This window comes from Citrobacter sp. XY323, from assembly GCF_025106035.1.
GTDB classification, from domain to species: domain Bacteria; phylum Pseudomonadota; class Gammaproteobacteria; order Enterobacterales; family Enterobacteriaceae; genus Citrobacter; species Citrobacter braakii.
The window spans coordinates 21890-44047 of sequence record NZ_JANYUK010000021.1 but is presented as its reverse complement, the minus strand read 5'-3'; the positions used below and the strand labels follow the sequence as shown (position 1 = coordinate 44047).

22 protein-coding genes are annotated in these 22158 nt (G+C 52.3%); 3 read left to right on the top strand and 19 right to left on the bottom strand.

Features of this window, described 5'->3' with window-relative positions:
• Positions 1 to 321: 321 nt before the first annotated feature.
• From N0B36_RS23300 to lsrA, 18 genes are all read right to left on the bottom strand, one after another.
• Complete coding sequence (locus N0B36_RS23300) at positions 322 to 1671, bottom strand: GntP family permease (protein WP_001128363.1); 1350 nt, start codon at positions 1669 to 1671, stop codon at positions 322 to 324.
• 106 nt (positions 1672 to 1777) lie between these two features.
• Positions 1778 to 3745: a xylonate dehydratase YjhG gene (yjhG, locus tag N0B36_RS23295; protein ID WP_047497969.1), complete on the bottom strand. Its 1968-nt coding sequence runs from the start codon at positions 3743 to 3745 to the stop codon at positions 1778 to 1780.
• Between the two features lie 10 nt (positions 3746 to 3755).
• Positions 3756 to 4661, bottom strand: a complete 906-nt coding sequence (locus tag N0B36_RS23290; protein ID WP_047499100.1) for a dihydrodipicolinate synthase family protein — start codon at positions 4659 to 4661, stop codon at positions 3756 to 3758.
• A 4-nt stretch (positions 4662 to 4665) separates the two neighbouring features.
• Positions 4666 to 5454, bottom strand: a complete 789-nt coding sequence (locus N0B36_RS23285) for an IclR family transcriptional regulator (RefSeq protein WP_047497972.1) — start codon at positions 5452 to 5454, stop codon at positions 4666 to 4668.
• A gap of 302 nt (positions 5455 to 5756) precedes the next feature.
• Positions 5757 to 6539: a DeoR/GlpR family DNA-binding transcription regulator gene (locus N0B36_RS23280; protein ID WP_047497975.1), complete on the bottom strand. Its 783-nt coding sequence runs from the start codon at positions 6537 to 6539 to the stop codon at positions 5757 to 5759.
• A 16-nt stretch (positions 6540 to 6555) separates the two neighbouring features.
• Positions 6556 to 7188 (bottom strand): ribulose-phosphate 3 epimerase family protein, encoded by a 633-nt coding sequence (locus tag N0B36_RS23275; protein WP_047497977.1) that lies wholly within the window; start codon positions 7186 to 7188, stop codon positions 6556 to 6558.
• Positions 7189 to 7199: 11 nt separating this feature from the next.
• Positions 7200 to 7631 (bottom strand): SgcA family PTS sugar transporter subunit IIA, encoded by a 432-nt coding sequence (sgcA, locus tag N0B36_RS23270; RefSeq protein ID WP_200107671.1) that lies wholly within the window; start codon positions 7629 to 7631, stop codon positions 7200 to 7202.
• A gap of 130 nt (positions 7632 to 7761) precedes the next feature.
• Positions 7762 to 8568: a BtpA family protein SgcQ gene (gene sgcQ / locus N0B36_RS23265; protein ID WP_049282222.1), complete on the bottom strand. Its 807-nt coding sequence runs from the start codon at positions 8566 to 8568 to the stop codon at positions 7762 to 7764.
• Between the two features lie 12 nt (positions 8569 to 8580).
• Positions 8581 to 9894, bottom strand: a complete 1314-nt coding sequence (gene sgcC / locus N0B36_RS23260; protein WP_047497986.1) for a PTS sugar transporter subunit IIC SgcC — start codon at positions 9892 to 9894, stop codon at positions 8581 to 8583.
• Between the two features lie 11 nt (positions 9895 to 9905).
• Positions 9906 to 10184 carry a PTS sugar transporter subunit IIB SgcB gene (gene sgcB, locus N0B36_RS23255; RefSeq protein WP_047497989.1) on the bottom strand — a complete coding sequence of 93 codons (279 nt, stop codon included), beginning with the start codon at positions 10182 to 10184 and terminating at the stop codon, positions 9906 to 9908.
• A complete protein-coding gene (locus N0B36_RS23250) occupies positions 10181 to 11302 on the bottom strand; it encodes a M42 family metallopeptidase (protein ID WP_049282219.1) in 1122 nt (373 codons plus the stop codon). The genes sgcB and N0B36_RS23250 overlap by 4 nt, the downstream gene beginning before the upstream one ends.
• Before the next feature lie 359 nt (positions 11303 to 11661).
• The gene (locus N0B36_RS23245; protein ID WP_047497992.1) at positions 11662 to 12405 is read right to left on the bottom strand and encodes an epimerase; all 744 of its coding nucleotides are present in this window, start codon (positions 12403 to 12405) and stop codon (positions 11662 to 11664) included.
• Between the two features lie 10 nt (positions 12406 to 12415).
• Positions 12416 to 12706 (bottom strand): (4S)-4-hydroxy-5-phosphonooxypentane-2,3-dione isomerase, encoded by a 291-nt coding sequence (gene lsrG, locus N0B36_RS23240; RefSeq protein WP_047497995.1) that lies wholly within the window; start codon positions 12704 to 12706, stop codon positions 12416 to 12418.
• A 50-nt stretch (positions 12707 to 12756) separates the two neighbouring features.
• A complete protein-coding gene (lsrF, locus tag N0B36_RS23235) occupies positions 12757 to 13632 on the bottom strand; it encodes a 3-hydroxy-5-phosphonooxypentane-2,4-dione thiolase (RefSeq protein ID WP_047497997.1) in 876 nt (291 codons plus the stop codon).
• Positions 13633 to 13660: 28 nt separating this feature from the next.
• Positions 13661 to 14683, bottom strand: a complete 1023-nt coding sequence (gene lsrB, locus N0B36_RS23230) for an autoinducer 2 ABC transporter substrate-binding protein LsrB (protein ID WP_103766379.1) — start codon at positions 14681 to 14683, stop codon at positions 13661 to 13663.
• 26 nt (positions 14684 to 14709) lie between these two features.
• Positions 14710 to 15708, bottom strand: a complete 999-nt coding sequence (lsrD, locus tag N0B36_RS23225; RefSeq protein WP_047498004.1) for an autoinducer 2 ABC transporter permease LsrD — start codon at positions 15706 to 15708, stop codon at positions 14710 to 14712.
• Positions 15708 to 16757 (bottom strand): autoinducer 2 ABC transporter permease LsrC, encoded by a 1050-nt coding sequence (gene lsrC / locus N0B36_RS23220; RefSeq protein ID WP_047498007.1) that lies wholly within the window; start codon positions 16755 to 16757, stop codon positions 15708 to 15710. Before lsrC ends, lsrD begins: the two co-directional genes overlap by 1 nt.
• Positions 16751 to 18298 carry an autoinducer 2 ABC transporter ATP-binding protein LsrA gene (gene lsrA, locus N0B36_RS23215; protein WP_049282214.1) on the bottom strand — a complete coding sequence of 516 codons (1548 nt, stop codon included), beginning with the start codon at positions 18296 to 18298 and terminating at the stop codon, positions 16751 to 16753. The genes lsrC and lsrA overlap by 7 nt, the downstream gene beginning before the upstream one ends.
• Before the next feature lie 255 nt (positions 18299 to 18553).
• On the opposite strand from lsrA, the gene lsrR reads away from it, so the two are divergent.
• The 3 genes from lsrR (at position 18554) to N0B36_RS23200 (ending at position 21574) form a co-directional block, all read left to right on the top strand.
• The gene (lsrR, locus tag N0B36_RS23210) at positions 18554 to 19510 is read left to right on the top strand and encodes a transcriptional regulator LsrR (protein ID WP_047499102.1); all 957 of its coding nucleotides are present in this window, start codon (positions 18554 to 18556) and stop codon (positions 19508 to 19510) included.
• Positions 19511 to 19618: 108 nt separating this feature from the next.
• Positions 19619 to 21211, top strand: coding sequence for an autoinducer-2 kinase (gene lsrK / locus N0B36_RS23205; protein ID WP_259689291.1), 1593 nt, complete (start codon positions 19619 to 19621; stop codon positions 21209 to 21211).
• Between the two features lie 12 nt (positions 21212 to 21223).
• A complete protein-coding gene (locus N0B36_RS23200; protein WP_047498015.1) occupies positions 21224 to 21574 on the top strand; it encodes a dimethylsulfonioproprionate lyase family protein in 351 nt (116 codons plus the stop codon).
• A gap of 408 nt (positions 21575 to 21982) precedes the next feature.
• On the opposite strand, the gene N0B36_RS23195 is transcribed toward N0B36_RS23200, so the two are convergent.
• The gene (locus N0B36_RS23195; protein ID WP_256445309.1) at positions 21983 to 22111 is read right to left on the bottom strand and encodes a hypothetical protein; all 129 of its coding nucleotides are present in this window, start codon (positions 22109 to 22111) and stop codon (positions 21983 to 21985) included.
• Between the last annotated feature and the right edge of the window lie 47 nt (positions 22112 to 22158).

Below are 22158 nucleotides of genomic sequence, written 5' to 3'. Positions count from 1 at the left end.
GAAATGCTTATCTTAACCCTGTTTACCCGGAGAGTTGATGCAGATTGCCAGTGGCATGATTTTATACAGATATTTTATTCTTTTACATGAAATAAACCAGCATACCATTTGAGCGATCGCCCTCTGTTCCCCCATACTGTAAAGCCGGAGACATGCTCCGGCTTTACAGTATTACTGAGAGTACACCCTTCCAGCATAATCAACGGTTCAATATCGCCCCTTTTAGATCGCCAGCGATTCGTCACCGTGTAGACGGTTGCCGTCACTCACTAAATTATGGGGGACAGTGAACGACAGGTTGGCTCACTGGTAAGAACCCGATTATAAAACTAAGCTGGCGAGCAGAATAAAAATCAGCCCACTGATGGATAAGAGTGTGGACATCAGCGTCCAGGATAACAGCGTTTCTTTGGTGGTCAGGCCAAAAAAGTCTTTAATCATCCAGAAACTGGCATCGTTAACGTGAGAACAAATACAGGATCCGGCGCCGGTAGCCAGCGTAATCAAGGCCAGGTTGGTATTGGGATGTACTGCCAACAATGGGATGACCAGACCGGCGGTAGAGATCGCCGCGACGGTGGCTGAACCCAGACAAATACGCAGGAATGCGGCCACGCCCCAGGCCATCAGGATCGGGTTAATATCCATACCCGAAACCAGGGTAGAAATATACTGACCAACGCCAGAGTCGATGAGAACTTGCTTGAATGCACCACCACCACCGATAATCAGCAGCAGACCGGCAATACCCGCGATAGCTTTTCCGCAAGAATCCATCAGGTCAGGGATTGTTTTCCCGCGCCCCAGGCCCATGGTATAGATCGCGAACAGCAGTGAAATCAGCATGGCGATCGTCGAATTACCTAAGAACAGTATCACGTTGTAGAATAAGCCTGAATCTGCGGCACTTTTGGCATGAGTCATCTGGATGATGGTGACAACCGCCATCAGGATCACCGGCAGCATTGCCGTGAGAAAACTGATTCCAAAGCCAGGCATTTCGCTTTCGCTGAATCGGCGGGTCGCGCCGAGAGAGGCTATATTCCCCTCTTTTTTAAAGGCGTCCGGAATAATACGCTGGCAGAATTTATTCAATACCGGGCCGCAAAGAATAAAGGTTGGAATGCCGACTATGATACCGTATATCAGTACCAATCCTACATCAGCACCATATTCTCTGGCGATAACTGTCGGGCCGGGGTGCGGCGGCAAAAAACCGTGTGCGACCAGCAAACCGGAAAGCATCGGCACACACATAAACATCGGCGATATTTTTGCTTCACGGGCAATAGCGAATAAAATAGGTACCAGAAGAATTAAACCGACTTCGAAAAAAAGTGCGATACCGACAATAAACGCCGAACAGACCACTGCCCAGTCAAGTTTATTTTTCCCGAAGTAATTCAGCATGGTCAGCGCTATTCGCTGCGCACCACCCGCATCGGCCAGCAAGCGACCGAGCATAACACCGAAGCCAAATATCAAACCAATATGGCCCAGCGTACCGCCAAGTCCGGATTCGACTGAGGTGACAACTTTACTCAAATCCATACCACTGGCGATGGCGACAGCAATCGAGACAATAATTAACGAAACAAACGTATTAAGCTTAATTTTTATGGTTAAAAGCAGGAGTAAAGCAATCCCTGCCACAACGATAATTAGTGGCATAACGTCCTCTCATAACAGGGTAGCGACCCATCATTATCCGACTGAGCAAATAACGAATGATGCATAGCCGGATAATTCAGGTGTCTGGATGTTTTTATTTATGCTTTCAGTTTTTATTCATAAAATCGCGCAAAGCCGCGCCAATTTTGTTTACATCATAAATACAACCGGTCCATGTCCCGCCACTCACGGCCTGAAGCATTGCCCATAGCCGGGTATCATCTGGCAATTCAGGATCGGGAAGTAAATCCTGATGGCTGGGTCTGGCATTTAATATTGCAGTTGCCTCCTCCTGTGAAGGTAATTGTTCATCGCTACGGGTTCCGAGGAAATTGACTTCGCCGTGAAGCTCGCGACAATCAATTTTAATTTCAATGATATCCCCGGTGCGTAATTTACCGATGGGGCCTCCGGCCAGCGCTTCTGGCCCCACATGGCCGATGCACGCGCCAGTAGAAACGCCCGAGAAACGTGCATCGGTGATTAACGAAACATGCTTACCGTATGACAGATGCTTCAGGGCACTGGTAACCTGGTAGGTTTCTTCCATCCCGGTACCGGAAGGTCCTACGCCGATAATGACCAGAATATCGCCCGCCTTGATCTTGTCATGCTTGATATCGTAAATCGCACTTTTCTCGGACAGATAAACCTTCGCCACGCCTTTATGGTAATAGATACCTTGATCATCAATCATCGAGGGGTCAATGGCGGTGGATTTGATCACCGAACCTTCTGGCGCAATATTGCCCACCGGGAAGGTGATAGTTGAGGTTAATCCGCGCGCTTTTGCTTGCTGCGGAGACATGATCACTTCGTCAGCGTTGATTTGTTCCTGATCGAGCAGGAGTTGTTTGAACTGCTGACGCCGTTCGGAGTGCTCCCACCAGTCGAGGTTTTCTTTCAGTGTGCTGCCGGTAACCGTCATAACGTCTTCATGCAACAATCCGAGGCAGCGCAGATGTAACATTACTTCCGGCACACCTCCTGCCATAAAGGCATTGACCGTTGGATGATAAACCGGGCCATTAGGCAGTACGCTCACCAGTCGGGGTACGCGCTTGTTGATGCGGATCCAGTCATCAACGGTCGGGATATGGCAACCTGCCTGGTGAGCAATTGCCGGGATGTGTAACAGCAGGTTTGTTGAACCACCGAACGCGGCATGGACCGTCATCGCATTCTCTATCGCTTTATCGGTGAGAATTTCCCGGGTGGTGATGCCTTTTTGACACAGGTTCAGCGCAGCTCGCGCGGAAGCTCTGGCGATCTCCTGCCACACAGGCTCGCCGGAAGGGGCCAGGGCTGAATGCGGGATTGCCAGCCCCAATCCTTCGGCCACCACCTGAGATGTCCCGGCAGTGCCCAAAAATTGACAGCCGCCGCCGGAAGAGGCACAGGCTTTACAGCCCGCACGGCGTGCGTCCTGTAGAGATAATTCGCCATTGGCGAAGCGTGCGCCAATGGTTTGCACCTTGCCGTTGTCTTCTCCATCCTTTGCGGGCAGCGTCGCGCCACCGGGGACCAGCACGGTTGCGATGTTGTGCTGCGCGGCGAGTGCCATCATGGTGGCCGGAAGCCCCTTGTCGCAACTCGCCACACCAATAACTGCTTTCGCGTCGGGCAGAGAGCGAATAAGGCGGCGCATCACCATCGAGGCGTCATTTCGGTATGGTAGTGAATCAAACATCCCCGTTGTACCCTGAGTACGCCCGTCACAAGGATCGGAGACATACACGGCATAGGGCAGGGCATGGTTTGCTTTAATAACCTCGGCCGCCGCTTTCATCTGGATATCCAGTTCGTAATGCCCTTGGTGCAGCGCTAGCGCAACGGGTTTACCGTCTGCACCGCGTAAGCCACCGAGTGTACTGAGCAGTAAAATACCGTCCCGATCCAGCTCGTCCGGAGACCAGCCCATTCCGGCATTCATGGTCATACCGAACAGATCCCCGCTCGGGCGGTTGATAAGCATCTCTGCGGTTAATGGCAGTTCGCCATCCGGGCCATCGGCGTGCGTTCTGACGGTGTAGATATCGTGGCTCTCGTCAGCAAAAATATTGCGAACAGACATGAGTTTCTCCTCAGACTGGTAAAATGCCCTGCGCGGTAAGTAGCGCGTGGACTTTATCTTTTGCTTCTTCTGATGCTTCAAGAATCGGTGGTAAGCAATACGTCTCTACAGGCAGCCCGACACACTGCATGCTGTATTTGATCAGTGAGACAAACGGTGTTTCCAGGGCGTAAATAGCGGGCAGTTGTAGTAGTTTTTTATTCAGCGTCGCGGCGGTCGTCAGATCGCCTTCACGCCAGGCGCGGTAGATGCCGACGGAGAGTTCCGGAGCAAAGTTAGCGCTGGCGGTTATCGCACCGTCGCCGCCCAGCAGCATTGTATTCAGCAAATGGTCATCATAACCGCAGAATACCGAAAACGACGGGCGTACCGACTTAACTGTGTTGATCATCGTACGCAAGTGACCAACGCTGTCGATGGTGTCTTTGATGCCAACGATATTCTCGTTTTGCAGAGCCAGCCGCGTCACGGTCTCCGGGGTTAAGTCCTGACCCGTCAGATCCGGAAAGTTGTACAGGATCACCGGCAGGGTGACACTACGGGCGATCTGCTGGTAATAGTCGTCAAGATTGCGTGGTGCGACTTTCCAGTAGTAGGGGTTGATAGCGACGATACCATCAGCACCGCAGGCTTGTGCATGCTGCGCAAGTTTGACCGCTTCGTCAGTGGAGGGCGAACCGACGCCAATCAATACCGGCACTCGCCCACCCACAACTGCCACGGCTTCTTCGGCGAGCGCCATGCGCTGGGCTGTATTCATCTGGCTAAATTCACCACCGGTACCCAGGTAAAACAGTCCGTCGACCCCTTTATTAATCAGGAAGTCGGCAACTTCGCGCATTGCCTTTTTATCAAGGGTTCCGTCACGATGAAACGTGCTGGATACCGGTGGAATAATGCCGCGGAATTTTTTCATTACCTCAGTTTCCTTTTCGTAAATGCTCATTTTCGTTTCTGTATCCCAGCCCATATGATATTTGCCCGGCGCATTTCCGGAGCAATTCCAGATAGCTGTCTATCTTATTTCCTGAATAAACTACTGGATCGCCAGAAAGTGAGATTGCATAGTTAACCCTGTTATACATATTGAATACCGGCATACTTAAACATACCGCACCATAGGTTGATTCTTCGTTGTCTATGGCCCACCCCCGAAGCCGTGTTTTTTGTAATTCTTCCAGAAACAACTTTTTATCGGTAAATGTATTGCACGTATGCGGGGTTAACGTGAGTGCCTCTAAAAAATAATCCAGTTCTTCTCGTGTCTTCCAGGCTAATAACGCCTTACCTAATGCAGTAATATGCAATTCAAGTTTTTTGCCAATCCAGCTTTTGCTCGTCGGTACCGAGTCCGGACTTTCGATCTTGTCGAGATAGATAGCCGAAATGCTCTCCATCGCCCCTAGATGACAAACCAGTCCACTTTTCAGCGACAACTCCTGCATTGGCCGCTTAGTCACCTCAAATATATTTTGACGGTGTAACGCCTGACAACCCAATTCGTAGTTTTTTATTCCCAGTGAATAGTAGCCGTTTTTGTTTTTAATTAAGAAACCGCATTCCACCATTACATTCAATAAATTAAGCAGGCTGCTTTTTGGGTATTGGAATTTATTTAATAACTCCATATAACTTGCCATGCCAACCCATGCAATGTGGGTTAATATTTTTTCGGCACGGACTAATGAATTACACCCTTTGCGAACCATAATGGCTCCTCCTTGCTCATGGAATAAATGGTATCGACATTACATAGTGGAAAATATGCTTTGTTCAGCATGCTGAACCGTAATGAAGTGATTAAATGTGATCTTGTCCGCAGTTTGAATAATGAATCTAGAACAGCCACATTTAGTGAATGAGAATAAAAAGTAGATGGAGTGTTGTTGCAACATCGTAGCGCGTGGATTGCGCATAGGGCTTCTTTATTCGTTCGAGCGCATCGCCAATATTTTCTATCGGGTACCATTGATTTTTTTTACTTGAAATCCCTCTCGAACGAACTTGCTTATCACTTTATTGAATGAGGTAAAAACAACTGACATCCGGCTCGCTGATAACGCAGTGCAATAGTCTCTGATAACCCGCTGTCACTAATGATCGTTTTAATACATGATAGTGTTGCTACAGCATGCGGCTCAACGGCATCAAATTTTGAGTGATCGGCCATGAGAATAACTTCACGCGAGCGTTGAATAATCCGTGTTTTCACCCCGACCTCAAACATGGTGGCATTGGTGATCCCCGTTTCCAACGATAGCGCATCGCAGGAGATATACGCGCGTTCTACGGAAAACGCATTGATCATCTCCAGCGCCAGACTCTCTCCTACCGAAAAATAACCCGGGCGAATCAGTCCTCCGATGATGTAACTTTCCACATGGGGAAAACAGCCCAGCTCATTGGCGATTTTAATGTCGTTGCAGATGACCTTTACCCGCGCATCGGCCAGGCATTTCGCCAGTTCGAGGCAGGTTGACCCGGAGTCGAGAAAAAAGCAGTCGCCATCTTTGATCATTGTTCGGGCAAGGGCGGCTATTTCTCTCTTCGCCACAGATTGCAATGTGCGTTTCACGTCGAAGACGTACTCTTTGTCGTCTGTACTGTCGTCGAAGTCGAGACAACCGTGACCGCGGATCATGCCTGGATACTGGTTGGCGATATACTGGAAATCACGACGAACAGTCGCTTCCGCATAGCCAAAAAGCTCCATGGCCTGCTGTGTGGAGAGATGGCGATGTTGCCACAGGTAGTGCAGCATCTGTTTGATACGGTCAGGTCTCTGTTGGCTCATCAGAAACAATCTCCTCTTACAGGGTGGCGAATTGGGCTAAGGTCGCGCGATAGTCAGATGAAGAGAACAGGGTGCGTCCAATCACCATATGCTGCGCTCCAGCTGCAGCCAGTTGCTGTGCTGCCGCCAGCGTAATTCCACCGTCGGCCCAGCACTCGGTCTGAGGAAAAACCGTGCGTACTTTTTGGATTTTCTCGCACATGGAGGGAATAAACCGCTGTCCTTGCCCATCGGGCTCACTGGTCATCACCATCACCCCGTCCAGCTCAGACGTCAGATATCGCCAGGCGTCGATCGGGGTTGCCGGATTAAATGCCAGCCCGGCTCGTGCGCCGGTATGGTGGATCTCTGCTAATGTTTCCGAGGGATAGTCAAGCGTTTCTGCATGAACGAAGATCCACGCGGGTCTAATTTCAGCCAGCGCGTTAAACCAGAGCTGTGGCCGGGCAACCATGAAATGAAAGGAAAGTGGATGAGGCGTCTGTCTGGCAACAGCCTGCACCGTTTTCATCCCAAACGTAATGTTGTTAATGAAGCTGCTGTCCTCAATATCCAGATGCAGGGACCCAAAATCCAGGTTGTCTAATGCCGTCAACTCATGACCATAATGCAGAGGATTTGCGCTGGCGAGAGAAGGGTGCAGGATCATGAGCGCCTCCGTTAACCTGATACCTGCGCAAAAAGTGCATCGTCGGTGCTGGCATTTCGCACTGCCGCTAACCGTTGTGGCGAATCAATAAACTGGCTGATGCGCTGAATGGTCAAAATATGTGCGTTGGCATCCGTGGCGCTGACGCAGAGAAGTAGCCAGACGGGGTCGCACTCCTCGTTACCAAAGGCGACCGGGGTGCGTAACGTGGTAATGCTGACCTGATTATAGTTTGCGCCTTGCTCTGGTCGGGCGTGAGGCAACGCGACACCCGGGGCTATCAAATAATAAGGCCCCCAGTTAAGGGTATTTTCGATGATCCCATCAACGTAGGCGGGTTGCGCGGCACCATAGGTTACCAGCGGGCGGGTGGCGATTTCCACGGCCTGACGCCAGTCTGTGGCTTCACGTTGTGCCTGTACCCATTTAATATCGTTAATCATCCGTCGTTGACTCCATGCCGATTCTGGTTAATCTGGTAGCGATCCCCGTCGATACTTTTGACGAAGGCGGCAGGGATCGCAGAAGGGTTATTGCTCTCTGCCGGGGATAAGCGCTCTGCTTATCCCCATCTTATCGGCGTATATGATGCACTTTCTCCATAAACTGACTGACTCGCGCCTGGTCAACGAAATTGGCAAAAACGCCGTCCTTTTTAAAGGTGGTTGCGGTCACACAGCCATCGGCGATACTGAGTTGTTCCTCCACGTTTTCCAGGCAGACGCCCGTGTTGGCCAACACGACGGTGTCAGGCACCGTTTCTTTAACCCGTTTTAATAGCGCACTGTCGGTACGCGTCCCGGCGGTCAGGCCAGAAACACAGAGCGCATCAGGATGGTTGTTAAATACCGTCGATTTAGCAATAGAACAGATATCGCGATTGCCCAGATACACGGCGGCCTCAGGGACGATATTGAACAAGGTTTTCACTTCGCCTGCACCAATCCGGTGTTGATGACGGATGGTCTCACCGACGTTAGTGTCCCAGACGCCAAAGTCGCTGGCATAGGCTCCGGTAAATATCTCGCGGATAAACTTAGCGCCGGTAGCCATCGCCAGGTCGAATGAGGCGACCGGATCCCACAGTACATTCACGCCAAACGGGATGCGGATATCGTTCATCAATTGCCCGATGACTCGCGCCATTGCCGCAGTCGTTTCCGGACGCACCTTCGTGAGATAGGGAAGGCTAAACTCGTTGGAGAACATGACTGCATCTACTCCACCATTTTGGAGCGCCATCAGATCGTCCCTGGCTTTGTCGATAACCCAGTTCATCCCCAGTTGCGCATCAAAACTCGGGTCGCCGGGCAATGCACGTAGATGGCACATGGCGATGACCGCTTTTTCCGTCCCAATAACCTCTTTCAGCCAACTCATTGAAAGTACTCCTTATTCCGATAGTTCACGTTTACGTAAGAACAGCACGACGCTGGCGACAATACCGACCGCCACGACAACGCCAATAATGCCAAGCGACATCAGTTCAGAAATCGACCAACCGAACATATTGCCCACGGACAACGCCGAGATTTGCGCACTTTCACCGGCAAAGCTGAAACCGCCTTTTAGCGCCATTTCAGTGAAGTAAGGCGCGAACTGGGTAGCGATCAGAAGGACGGTAATCATCACGATGACCCCGCTTATCAACGTCCTGATCAGGTCTCCGCGGTGGATAACCGTAGCCATACATATAAAGAACGGCGCTACCGGCAGGTCTGCGAGGGGTAACACTTTGTTGCCCGGTAAAATGCTGGCCAGAATCAACATAATGGGTATCAGTAGCAGACCGACAGCAATGGTAGTTGGATGCCCCAGCGTCACAGCGGTATCCAGACCGATATACACTTCACGTCCTTTGAAATACTTTTGGAAGAACCTTCTTGCGCCGTCGGAGATGGGCATTAACCCCTCAACAATCAGGCGGATCATGCGCGGGAACAGCACCATGATTGCCGCAACGGTTATCATCAGACTGGCGCAACCTTTAAAGCCTTCGCCAGCTGCGAGGCCAAAAATCAGACCGAGCACTACGCCGATGATCACCGGATCGCCGACCATGCCATAGCGTTTCTGGATCTCCTGAGCATCGATATTGCGTCCCTTCATGAAAGGGATTTTTTCATAGATAGCATCAAGTAGAACGAAAAGCGGTACTGAACTGGAACCGTAGCCTTGCGGTATCGAAATACCTTCCAGCCCGACGATGTTCTGTACCCGTTTCGCCGTCCAGTCGGCCATTTTTAACGATAGCGCCGCATGGCAGATTGCCCCCAACACACCATAAATCAGGCTGCCGGTCATAAGCTGGACCACCGTACCCGTAATGGCGTAGTGCCAGTAATTGTAAATATCGACGTTCATCGTTTTGGTCAGACGGGTGACCAGCATGGCGACATTGAGAAGAAAAATAACCGGGATAATCATGGCGCCAATGGCTGTCGCATAACCAACGCCGGAGGCGGGGCCTGCGCCAACGTCAAAGACATGCAGAGTCAGGCCGAAGCGTTCAATCATCACTTTGATAGGAGGGCTGAGGCTGTCGATCGCCATGACGATCACCAATCCCATACCGACAAAACCGATCCCGACCGTTACCCCTGCCTTAATCGCCTGCAGCCAGGGGATGCGGAAGATAAGGCCAATCACGATCATGATGATAGGGACGAAAACGGTACCGCCGAGAGACAGGATGTAATCAAACATAATGCCTCCTTTTATTGGGTTAACAGAGCCTTGATTTGTTGTTTTAATGCGTCGTCGTTGATCCCTGTGAGCAGGGCGGCACCATTAAGCGTAGGGATGCCGTAGTCACTGTTGGTTCGCATGGAGGTTACAATAAGGTCCATGCCGTTACAGTTAAGTGGGATCTCATTCAGACAGCACTGGGCGGTGGTGGCTGCAATACCCTGTTCAGTCAGGTACTCTTGCAGCTTGTGTGCAATCATGGTTGAAGTCGACATGCCGGTACCGCATGCCACAAGGATCTTTTTCATAATGGATGTGCCTCTTGTGTAGCGCCTGAATCAGGCTCAACGGGGAAATGTGCTGCTGGCATGCCTGCCAGAGCGGTCAATAGGCGGATGCAGTCAGCCAAATCACGCAGGCTGGCAACTTCCGCCGGAGAATGGGTATAGCGACAAGGAATAGAGAGACTGGCGCAGGGAATACCATCCTGCTCAACCTGGATATAACCGGTTTCTGTTATCACGCCGGGAGCCACTTCTCGCTGCACCGGAATGTTGTGTTCAAGAGCCGTCTGTTCCAACATCCGTATCAGGCGTGGAGGCGTGATTAATCCTGCCAGCGTTCCCCGGCCATGGTAGTTCAGGCAGGTGATCCCAACGCCCTGATTAATCCTGACCTCGGAATAATCGTGTAAATCAGGGGTGTCACACGATGGCGTGATATCAATACCAATCGCCAGGTCAGGTTTTACACGGCGTAATACGGGAACAATGCCGCGGATATTAAATTCTTCCTGTACGGAAGCCACCAGATAAACGGCGATATCAAGTTCTGCAGCACTGATAGCATCCGCTACACCGAGCAGGGCAGTACAGCCCAGACGATCGTCTAGTGCTTTACTGCACACCAGATCGTTTGCCAGGAGTTGGGGCGGGTTATACAGAGTGACAGGCGTACCGACCTGAATGCCCATCCGTATGGCGTCATCTTTGTCTTTGGCACCAATATCAATCCACAGTTTGTCTACGGAAGGTGACTGCGTACGCTCGTCGCCTTTGGCAAAGTGGTATGACTTAATACCGATACATCCCATCACCGGGCCTTTGTCCCCGGCGAGGGTGACGACGGAGCCAGCCATAGTGACTTGCGCAGGACCGCCTACGCGTTCAAAGCGTAAAAATCCAGACGGCTCTATTTTGCGCACCATAAAACCGACCTCATCCATATGCGCAAAAATCATCAGTCGCAGCGCATCGGGTTTATCACTACCGTAGCGTGCGACGATATTCCCAAGCCTGTCTTGCCAGACCTCTTTTGCATGACGCCTGAATTCGCGCAGCATGACGTCAGCGACTGCGTTTTCGTGTCCTGAAATCGCATTATGCTGCAAAAGCGAGAACAGGGTTTCCTGCACAGAAAATGACATAGCTATCTCCGTAGAACGTAAAACAATCACTCGTTGAGCGTTTTATAGGCGCTCACTGGTCGAATAATTGTGAGAGCGCTCACGTGAAAGCGCGCAAATCTGCACAAATAAAAAATAATGTGAGCCGGGTGGAATAAAAACGCTCAACGTTTGTGAAAGTTACGGGCTGGAGAGACCAGTATTTATGGTTGAAATAATGGGGATGAATAAAACGCGGTAACTGTTATCGCACCACTTTGTTGTAGGATGCTCCCTCTTTATGCCTGTCTATATCCAGGTTTTCTACCAAGGGAGCGTAGAACCTAATGGCATGTGGTAAATCGTTAGTATCCTGGTGATAAAAGAAAACATAGCAGTACTTATTGCGCTGAATGAATTGTAGTGAGCCAGCGAGAGATGTTATCCGCCAGAGCATCGTTCCTGAAGAGTGCGCTGCCGGATACTACACGATCCACACCGCTGGCGATGATCTCTGGAAGTTCTTCCAGGTTTAGCGAACCATCAACTGCCAGCAGAATGGCGTCTCGCTTGCCGGCTGCATTGAGTAATGCGACAACCTGCGCGATGCGTCTCAGTAAAGCTGACTTGCTGAGTTTGCTACCGTAGCCAGGATTTACCGCCAGAATTTGTATTATTTCAACGTCTTCAATGACCGGTAGAATATATTCCAGTGGTGTGGCAGGGCACAGGCTAATCCCTCGCAAAAGCGGCATAGTGCCACCGGAAACTTCAGCATTTTGCTCACCAAGCCAATGAAGCATATGGTGTAGATGCGGCGTGTTTTCCACCTGCAACGTGACACAGTGTGCTCCTGCCTTTACGCTTGCCTGCACAACGGGCCAGGGATTATCCACCATTAGGTGGACATCCTTAATCATCTGCTGTGGCAACTGTGCGATAGCCCAGGGGCCAACGGTGAACTGAGGGCAAAAATGTCCGTCCATCAGATCCAGGTGAATAACGGGTTGTTCAAGCGCGCGAAGATTTTGCTGATACTCCCCGAGTCTGAGCCACTGACCGGCAAGAATGCCGATGCTTAACGGGTAGTGCTTCATTAACGATACGCACTCTGTGCGATTCAAACCGGAAAAGGGACGGTTCATTTTTAGATCCTTATGGCATCAATCCATTGAAGACGCGTTTTTTTCGTGGGCAGCTCATCAGTGATTCCAGTTTTTCCACACAGGCAAGGTAGTGGGGCGTAGTTTTATGGAACGCAACGGCGGCTTCATCCTTATAGGCTTCATAAATATAAAAGCGGCTCTCAACTTCCGGATCCTGCAACACATCGAAGCGGAGATTCCCCTCTTCACGCACCGACCCAAAATGATTAAGGCGAAATACCTCGATAAACTCGTCGACTTTATCTTCGTGGACGTTAATTTCCACCAGAGTGACATGCATACTTTTCTCCTTAAAACGCATGGGCCCACCAGGGCAGGCCCATACCCTTTTTAGTTTTTTTCGCTCAGATAGAGTTCGTACGCGCGTTCAGCGGTTTCATTACGATGCACCACCGCGTGGACGGCCTTCATCATGGCGACAGGATGATCGGACTGGAAGATGTTACGCCCCATATCGACACCGGATGCGCCCTGATCGATGGCCTGCCAGCACATCTCAAGCGCTTCACGTTCAGGTAATTTTTTACCACCCGCGATAACAATCGGGACCGGACAACCCGCGGCAATGCGCTCAAAACCTTTATCGACATAGTAGGTCTTGATGATCTGCGCCCCCATCTCGGCGGCGATACGGGTGGCGAGTGAGAAGTAGCGCTGATCGCGAACCATGTCTTTTCCCACGCCGGTCACCGCCATTGTTGGCATGCCGACTTTGATACCGGCATCGATCAACTGAATGATATTTTTGATCGACTGGTGCTCGTTCTCACTGCCGATATACACCTGTGCCGCCACGGCGCAACTGTTGAGACGAACGGCATCATCCATGGAGAGCGCGACCGCTTCATTGCTTAACTCGGTGAGAATAGAGTTAGCGCCCGAGGCGCGCAGGACTACCGGTTTGTTGGTGGCGGGTGGTACCACACTGCGCAGGATGCCGCGTGTGCACATCAGTACATCAGCGAGCGAGAACAGGGGAGCGATATTGATATCGATACGCTCCAGTCCTGTTGTTGGCCCCTGAAAATAGCCATGGTCAAACGCGAGCATGACCGTTCTTCCGGTCTCAGGATTAAAAATGCGCGACAGTCGGGACTGCATCCCCCAGTCAAGTGCGCCGCATCCCTTTAGTGTGAACGGGGTATTGCGTTGCGGCGTGTCGGTATGGAAATCCTTACCATCTTTGATGTCATCTAAATCAGCCATTTTTTACTCCACGGTTACGGAATGAAATTCAGAAATCGTATTTGTCGATGTTGTCTTTAGTGAACACCACGCGTTCAGGCAGAAGCACAATGCCATTTCCCTTCGCCTCGTAGCTGTAGCCCTGTACGCTGTTCGGCGAAACTTCAACTTGCCCTACACCTGGAATGTCCAGTTTGTCACCAATATTCATGTCGCCTTTTTTCAGCAACGCATCAGCCACGTAAACGGAAATCTTGCCCTGCTGGACCACATCCCAGAGGCCAAATTCTTTCACCGTGCCGCGTTCAACATAAGGACGCATCACGTTTGGTGTACTGAAACCGACAATCGCCACGCTGGTATTCTTCAGGTTTTCAGCGGCCTGAGCGGCAGCAGGAAAGGCGTTGGCGTCCGGCGCAATGATGGCGTCGAGATCGGCATAAGCTTTAATAATGCCTTCTGCGGTTTGCAGTGATTTGGTAGCGTCGTTATAGCCAAACTGGGTGGTGACTACTTCCCAGCCCGGATGATCTTTGGTGATCTTGTCTTTAGCCTCTTTCACCCATTGGTTCTGATCGGTCACGGTCGGACTGGAGTAGAAGAAGGCCACTTTGGCTTTCTCTTTTTTGACCTGGTTTGCGGCCATATCAACCAGCATGCCGCCTAACTGGGCTGGTGTGCCCTGGTTGATGTAGTACGAGCGACATTCCGGTTTGGTGTCAGAATCCCAGGTCAGGACTTTCACACCGCGTTGCATGGCGCGCTTTAACGCCGGACATAACCCATCAGGTGAAACGGCGGAAACCACAATGGCGTTATACCCCTGGTTAACAAAGTTATTGATGAGCTGAACCTGACCAGACACGCTGGGCTCCGTCGGACCGTCATAGGTAACATCGACGCCAAGCTCTTTGCCGGCCTCCAGGGCACCGTTACCACCACTGGTAAAGAATCCCACCCCAACCAGTTTCGGGATAAATGCGATTCGCTCTGCGGCATAAGCGTTGAGGGTGAACGCCGCCAGGCTAAGGGTACTGATTACGGCAATTTTTTTAATGCTCTGAATAGTCATGTACTTTTCCTTTAGGGCAATGGATTTCAGGCCTGCCGAATGGCGCGACGACGTGCCATCCAGTCTTTTATTTGCTGACGATGCAGGCTGACGGAACGACCTACGACAACGACAATAAGTAATGCGCCAGAGAGGGCACTGGATATCTGGTTAGGCACGCCAGCCATCTGCAACCCCTGCTGCAGATAGCCCACTAGCAGCGCGGCGATGGCTGTGCCGAGAATTGACCCGGAGCCGCCATAGATGTTGGCGCCACCCAAGACGACCGCCGTAATGGCTGGCATCAGGAAGGAAGCCCCCAAATCGGAGCGCGCAGAGCCAAAGTAAGAAACCAGCAGTATCGCCGCGACCGCCGAGGCAAAGCCGGTCATCGCGTACAGCGCGTACAGCGTCCGATTCACAGGGATAGCGCTATACAGCGCCACGCGAGGGCTTTGCCCAATCAGGAAGACATTTCGTCCGGCGTGGGTTCGGTGCATCAGCAGCCAGAAAAAGAGCACGCTGACGAGAAAGAAGATCAGTGGTACGGGCAGGCCCAGCACATCGAGATTGGCAAAATCGGTAAAGCCCTGCGGGAAGCCGCCGATACCTTCATAACCGGTCGCTCCTGCCATCCCCGAAAGCAGCAATGCGCTGCCGCCAAACAGGTACAACGTTCCCAGGGTGATGACCAGAGGATTCACGCCCGTGTAGATAATCAGCCCGGCGTTGATCAGTCCGCACAGCGCGCCCAGCGCGAGCGTCAGGATAATGGCCAGCGGCAACGGTACGCCCCCCTGGAACATCACACCCAGCGCGATAGCGCACAGCCCCATCGTGGAACCGAAGGAGATATCGATCCCGCCGCTGACGATCACCATGGTTAAGGGGAGAGCGACAATGCCAATGCAGATAAAGTCGCTGGTGCTGAACAGCAGTACGTTCAGATCCAGCAGGCGCGGGTTCAGCGCGCCGAATCCCAGAATTTCAATCACCAGTAGCGCGGCGAGCGCCAGCTCCCAGCCGTAGCGATGTAAACGAGTCATCAGGCAACCTCACGTTTTTTGGCAGTGCGCACAGTATCCGCTGCGCTTTTTGCCGACGGACACGGCTGAGGCTGCGGAGTGAAGCGGGCATATTTTTGTCGGCGGATATTACGTTCCAGCGCGCAGCGCAGTCGGCCATCAAATACCAGCACCGCCAACAGAACCAGACCGGCAATAAAGTCATTCCACCACGCCGGAATGCGCAGCAGGACCAGTACGCTGTCGATTTGCGTCAAGAAATAGGCACCAAGCACGGCGCCAATGATCGTCCCGGAACCGCCCAGCAGGCTGATTCCACCCAGTACGCAGGCAGCAATGGCTTTCATTTCCAGCCCGGTTCCAGTCTGATTAGGGATGAAGCCAATCTGAGAAGCAAAAACGATCCCAGCCAGCGCCGCCATGCAGCCGTTGAGCGAGAAGGCCAGAATACGGATGGCTTCGGTACGCACACCTAGTTGCCGTGCGCCCTGCAAATTATCCCCGGTGGCATAAAAACAGCGACCAAAGGCGGTTTTTGCCAGTAGCCAGGCCATCAGCAGCATCAGGAGTAGGGTCAGCCAGCCGATGGCGGAGATCCCGAGGAAAACCGGGGCGGAGAGTTGCTTCAGCTGTGCAGGCAGTCCTTCAATCCATTTACCGCCCGTCCAGAGCAGCATGACGCCGCGATACAGACCCAGCGTTCCTAACGTGGCAACAATTGCCGGGATTTTCAGCCAGGCGACCAGTACGCCATTAATAACCCCCGCCAGCAGTCCCAGTAGCAGCGTCGCTACGCAGGCCACAGGCAAGGGATATCCCGCGTTCAGCAGCAGTCCCAGTAGCACGGCGCACATCCCAGTTATCGAGCCTACCGATACGTCGATGTTGCGGGTCAGCATCACCAGCGTCGCCCCCATCGCCAGCAGCATGAGAATTTGGGCGCTGCTGAAGATCATCGTCAGCGTCTGAACACTGAGGTACTGGCTGTCAAGCATCCCCGGCAGAACGAACAGCAACAGCACTGCCAACAGTGCGGTTGCCTCACGATTATTCTGGATAAATTTCAGCATGGCGCCTCCCCGGTATATGGCGTCGTCCCTGACGGGCGGTCGCCAAACGCAACGTGCATGATGGTGTCGACGTTAATCTCGTCGCCCTGCAGGGCATCGTTGCCTGTTTCCCCTTGGTGCATGACGTAAACGCGATCGGCCATCTGTTCGATCTCCTCCAGATCGGACGAGATGAACAGCACCGCGACATTCTGAGCCGCAATACTGCGGAGCAACTGGTAGATGTCGTTACGGGCAGAGACGTCCACTCCGCGCGTCGGCTCATCCACAATCAGCACTTGCGGCGAGGCTTCGAGGCATTTGGCGATCAAAATTTTTTGCTGATTACCACCGGAGAGCGTACGGGCAGGTTGTTCGGGATCGTTCAGCTTGATATTGAGCGCGCGGCGATAACGTTCGAGCGTGGCGCTGTCTTTTGCCGGATTTGCCCAGAAACCGCTGTGGTTATGGGTTAATGCACAAACATTCCACGCCAACGAGGCATCCAGATTCAGTCCTGATGATTGCCGATCCTCCGGTAGATATACCAGACCATGCTGCAGACGCTCGCGTGTGGAAAGCGTGGATATATCCTTGCCGCCGAGTACGACGCGTCCGGCCCTCAGAGGTCGTAGCCCGTAAAGCGTTTCTGCAAGTTCGGTGCGCCCGGCGCCGACCAGGCCAGCCAGACCTAAAATTTCCCCGGCACGAACCTCGAAACTGACGTTCATGAATCCTTCTCCGGTTACATTTTCGAGGCTCAATACCGGTGTGCCTGTATCGTGCTGCGGACAGTTGCCAGGCAATTCCAGCCACAGTTTCTGGGTCGCGCTCAGCGTGTTAGTGCGTGATGCTGGCGTAATGGCCTGGATAATTTCGTCTGTGCTCAGGTCCGCCGTTTTACCAGAGAGCGCAATGGTTCCGTCCCGCATCACGCTAATGTAATCCGCAATCTGGCGTATCTCAGGCAGCTTGTGGGAGATGAAAACGATCCCCACGCCGGAACTCAGCAACTCACGCAGACGACTGAACAACCGATCTGTTTCTGCAGGAGTGAGTGAGGCTGTGGGTTCATCAAGGATCAAAATTCGCGAATCGCGCATCAGCCCGCGCAGGATTTCGACCATTTGCCGGTCGGCGACATCCAGTGAACCGGCCTGGCTGTTGATATCAAACTGGCAGCCCAGCGCGGCGAGCATCGCGCTCATTTTTTGCGCCGAGCTTTGGTGTTTGGGCAGGCCAAACAGGACATTCTCTTTTACCGTCAGGCTGGGGAAGAGTAGCGGCTCCTGTGGCACAAGGTAGATTCCCAACTGATGCGCCAGGATCGGCGTCAGTTTCGTACATCGGGAACCTTCAATCTCAATGCTTCCGCTATCCGGCGGGGTAATACCGGCGATGATTTTCATCAGCGTAGATTTCCCAGCGCCATTTCCTCCCAGGAGCGCATGGACTTCGCCTTTTTGCAAAATAAAGTTAATACCTTTCAGTACCTTGACGCCGGAGTACTGCTTACAGACAGACTGTGCGCTGAGTAGCGGAGCGATTTTTTCGTGACTCATTTGCGTGCCACCTCCGTTCGGCCTGGGTAGAATCAGGTTGAACAAATGTATTGTGCGATTCGAATTGTTCATAACCTTATGACCTAACTGCTCATAAAACCGACGAATAGATCACGTTTTATGCTAAAATGATCTGTAAAATTAAATTTGTTCAAATAAAAGCCATTGAAATGTGTGTTTAATCACAGTTATTAGCAACCAATGAATGAACAATTGTGTTCAGAAATTCGATATGTTCAAAGTGAAGACAGAATGATGACTATTAATGACCCGATGATTTCCGAACAAGGGATGTGTGAAGAAGAGCTGGTGGCGCGTATTGCGTGGTTCTACTACCACGATGGTATGACGCAAAGCGACATCAGCAACAGGCTGGGGCTGACGCGGCTTAAGGTGTCGCGGCTGCTGGAGAAGGGGCATCAGTCCGGGATTATTCGCGTACAGATTAATTCTCGCTTTGAAGGCTGTCTGGAATATGAAACTGAATTACGTCGTCGCTTTGACCTGAACAATGTACGGGTCATCCCAGGACTTCCCGGAGCGGATGCCTGCGTTCGCCTGGGGATTGGCGCCGCGCATATGCTGATGGAGTCACTCCAGCCGCAGCAGATTTTGGCGGCGGGCTTCGGCGAAGCGACCATGAATACCTTAAAACGGCTGAGCGGATTTATCTCTGCTCAACAAATTCGCCTGGTAACGCTCTCGGGGGGCGTGGGGCCATACATGACCGGGATTGGGCAACTCAACGCAGCCTGTCCGGTCAGTATTATTCCGGCGCCGCTGCGCGCCTCCTCAGCAGAGATTGCTCGGACGTTAAAAAATGAAAACAGCGTCCAGGATGTTCTGCTGGCCGCCCAGGCTGCCGATGCGGCAATCGTCGGTATTGGCGCAATCAATCAGAAAGATGAGGCCACCATTATTCGATCAGGCTATATCACTAAGGGTGAGCAACTGATGATTGGCCGCAAAGGAGCCGTGGGTGACATTCTGGGCTACTTCTTCGATGCCGAAGGGCAGGTGATTCCGGATATGAAAATCCACGATGAACTTATCGGGTTAACCCTCAATACCCTGAAGACGATCCCGACTGTTATCGGCGTTGCCGGGGGCGTGAATAAAGCGGAAGCGATCGCTGCGGCGATGAAAGGGGGTTATATCAACGCATTGGTCACTGACCAGGAAACCGCCGCCGCCATTGTCAGCGGGCAGTAATGCGTATCTGCCGTGCAGCCGCGTGGCAGAGGAGTAACAGAATTTCCGTTTGTACCGTGGAGAAAGCATTGACGACCTGACAAATAAAATAAGCCGAGGACAAAAACGATGGCTCGACTCTGTACCCCCTCTGAATCAACACATTACCTGATGGCTCTGGACGCCGGTACCGGAAGCGTTCGCGCCGTGATTTTCGACCTGGAAGGCAAACAAATCGCGGTGGGACAAGCGGAATGGCGGCACCTTGCCGTACCGGATGTTCCCGGTTCGATGGAGTTTGATCTGGGAAAAAACTGGCAACTGGCCTGTGAATGCATCCGTCAGGCATTGCATATCGCCGGGATTGCACCGGAAGCGATTATAGCCGTCTCAGCCTGTTCGATGCGCGAAGGCATTGTAGTCTATGACGCAGAGGGGACGCCTGTCTGGGCTTGTGCAAACGTGGATGCCAGAGCGGCACGGGAAGTCAGCGAACTTAAGGAGATCCACGACTACACCTTCGAAAGTGAGGTCTATCGTAGCACTGGTCAGACGCTGGCGCTGAGTGCCATCCCACGTCTGCTCTGGCTTGCGCACCATCGTGCGGATATTTATCGTCGTGCCTCGACGGTGACGATGATCAGTGACTGGATGGCCTACATGCTCAGCGGTGAGCTGGCGGTAGATCCTTCCAATGCCGGAACAACGGGACTGTTGGACCTCAAAACACGAGACTGGAAGCCGTCATTGCTGCAGATGGCTGGATTGCGATCGGATATTCTCTCACCGGTTAAAGAGACCGGGACGATGCTGGGGAGGGTGACCGCCCAGGCAGCTGCAATGTGCGGGTTGAAAGTAGGCACGCCAGTGGTAGTGGGCGGTGGAGATGTTCAGTTGGGGTGTCTCGGTCTTGGAGTTGTACGCCCGGCGCAAACTGCTGTACTTGGAGGAACATTCTGGCAGCAGGTGGTGAATTTACCCGCGCCGATTGTTGATCCTGAAATGAACGTGCGTGTGAATCCGCACGTCATTCCGGGGATGGTACAGACCGAATCCATCAGCTTTTTTACCGGTCTGACGATGCGCTGGTTCCGCGACGCTTTCTGTGCAGAAGAAAAGCTGATCGCTGAGCGTCTGGGCGTAGACACCTACACACTTCTGGAAGATATGGCATCCCGAGTACCGGCTGGCGCATGGGGCATAATGCCGATTTTCTCCGATCGGATGCGCTTCAAGAGCTGGTATCACGCAGCTCCTTCGTTCATCAACCTGTCCATCGATCCGGAAAAATGCAATAAAGCCACGCTGTTTCGTGCTCTGGAAGAGAATGCGGCCATTGTGTCGACCTGTAATTTGCATCAAATCGCCGATTTTACCGGGATCCATCCTACTTCACTTGTTTTTGCTGGTGGCGGCTCGAAGGGAAAACTCTGGAGTCAGATTCTGGCGGATGTTTCAGGGCTGACGGTCAACGTGCCGGTCGTCAAAGAGGCAACGGCGCTGGGCTGCGCCATCGCGGCCGGCGTCGGGGCAGGGATCTGGTCATCCATGGCCGAGACCGGTGAACGACTGGTGCGCTGGGAACGGGAGCATGTGCCGGATAAAGAAAAGCATGAGCTTTATCGGGAATCACGTGAGAAATGGCAGGCGGTATATCAGGAGCAGTTAGGTCTGGTCGATCACGGGTTGACGACCTCTTTGTGGAAAGCGCCGGGTTTATAACAGGAGATCGTAATGATTAAATCGAATGAAGCGCATCATGAATACCGTTTTGGTGATAGTGGCCCGAAATACCTCATTCGCGGTCCGGAATGTGACATGGGCGTCGTCATGCTTCAGCCCGGTCAGTCTTTTCCCAACCATCGTCATATCGAAGCCTGCGAGATTTTTTATACCCTGGCAGGCGAAGTGACGTTATATCTGAACGGTGAGCCCTACACGTTAGGCTCGGGGGATGTTTTGCACTGCGATCCCGGTGAAGCACATTTTCTGGTGAACAGAGGCGAGGTGCCGTGGAAAGGCGTCTTTGTTAAATCTCCGCATATTCCGGGAGACAGTCATCCGGTTGAGCCGACGACGTATTAGTCACCGGTATTTTTAAGAAAACGAATCCATTAGATGAAAGCTGGAGCGGGCGATGTTACTCGCCTTGCTCCATTTCCTATATGTAGACGTGGTCAGACTCTACCAACTCGCCGGGCCTCTGGCATATTGCTACTGCGCTATTGTATATACCCAATCGCAACAATGGGGGCATTTCTTGCCGCCGTAGTAGGAGCGTTCACACCGGGTACAGCGCCAGTTTCCGGTTTGGGTGTTCAGTGGCCCCCTGAAACCCGCGTAGCCTGACGGAGCATTATTGCGACCGCGACGTATTATAGCTGTCGGGGATTGTCTGGATGAGCGTAAGGCATACCCGCAGTTCTGGTTTTTTATCTGCTCACTCCGGCGACGACGGGCATGAACAAATATCTCGTTCCCTAAAGCATCTTTCTAGATAAACACTTCTGTATGGCAGAAATCACACAGCAGCCGTCCGTGGTAGTGGTGCGGAACATCCTGTACGGTCACCCACTCACCATCTTCGGTAATGGCATGTTCAACCGGGCTGAACTGTATCATGGCCGCACTCCTGTCCTGTGAAGCTGACGCGCTGGAGCGGTGTCCCG

Coding starts and splice junctions, on each gene's coding strand:
- N0B36_RS23285 (WP_047497972.1), bottom strand. CDS start 5,454: ATGGTTCGCAAAGGGTGTAATTCATTAGTCCGTGCCGAAAAAATATTA.
- lsrC (WP_047498007.1), bottom strand. CDS start 16,757: ATGCTGAAATTTATCCAGAATAATCGTGAGGCAACCGCACTGTTGGCA.
- N0B36_RS23250 (WP_049282219.1), bottom strand. CDS start 11,302: ATGTCATTTTCTGTGCAGGAAACCCTGTTCTCGCTTTTGCAGCATAAT.
- N0B36_RS23200 (WP_047498015.1), top strand. CDS start 21,224: ATGATTAAATCGAATGAAGCGCATCATGAATACCGTTTTGGTGATAGT.
- N0B36_RS23290 (WP_047499100.1), bottom strand. CDS start 4,661: ATGAAAAAATTCCGCGGCATTATTCCACCGGTATCCAGCACGTTTCAT.
- lsrR (WP_047499102.1), top strand. CDS start 18,554: ATGACTATTAATGACCCGATGATTTCCGAACAAGGGATGTGTGAAGAA.
- N0B36_RS23300 (WP_001128363.1), bottom strand. CDS start 1,671: ATGCCACTAATTATCGTTGTGGCAGGGATTGCTTTACTCCTGCTTTTA.
- N0B36_RS23275 (WP_047497977.1), bottom strand. CDS start 7,188: ATGATCCTGCACCCTTCTCTCGCCAGCGCAAATCCTCTGCATTATGGT.
- sgcB (WP_047497989.1), bottom strand. CDS start 10,184: ATGAAAAAGATCCTTGTGGCATGCGGTACCGGCATGTCGACTTCAACC.
- N0B36_RS23195 (WP_256445309.1), bottom strand. CDS start 22,111: ATGATACAGTTCAGCCCGGTTGAACATGCCATTACCGAAGATGGTGAG.
- N0B36_RS23280 (WP_047497975.1), bottom strand. CDS start 6,539: ATGAGCCAACAGAGACCTGACCGTATCAAACAGATGCTGCACTACCTG.
- sgcC (WP_047497986.1), bottom strand. CDS start 9,894: ATGTTTGATTACATCCTGTCTCTCGGCGGTACCGTTTTCGTCCCTATC.
- lsrF (WP_047497997.1), bottom strand. CDS start 13,632: ATGGCTGATTTAGATGACATCAAAGATGGTAAGGATTTCCATACCGAC.
- lsrD (WP_047498004.1), bottom strand. CDS start 15,708: ATGACTCGTTTACATCGCTACGGCTGGGAGCTGGCGCTCGCCGCGCTA.
- sgcA (WP_200107671.1), bottom strand. CDS start 7,631: ATGATTAACGATATTAAATGGGTACAGGCACAACGTGAAGCCACAGAC.
- sgcQ (WP_049282222.1), bottom strand. CDS start 8,568: ATGAGTTGGCTGAAAGAGGTTATTGGGACGGAAAAAGCGGTCATCGCC.
- lsrG (WP_047497995.1), bottom strand. CDS start 12,706: ATGCATGTCACTCTGGTGGAAATTAACGTCCACGAAGATAAAGTCGAC.
- lsrA (WP_049282214.1), bottom strand. CDS start 18,298: ATGAGTCACGAAAAAATCGCTCCGCTACTCAGCGCACAGTCTGTCTGT.
- yjhG (WP_047497969.1), bottom strand. CDS start 3,745: ATGTCTGTTCGCAATATTTTTGCTGACGAGAGCCACGATATCTACACC.
- lsrB (WP_103766379.1), bottom strand. CDS start 14,683: ATGACTATTCAGAGCATTAAAAAAATTGCCGTAATCAGTACCCTTAGC.
- N0B36_RS23245 (WP_047497992.1), bottom strand. CDS start 12,405: ATGAACCGTCCCTTTTCCGGTTTGAATCGCACAGAGTGCGTATCGTTA.
- lsrK (WP_259689291.1), top strand. CDS start 19,619: ATGGCTCGACTCTGTACCCCCTCTGAATCAACACATTACCTGATGGCT.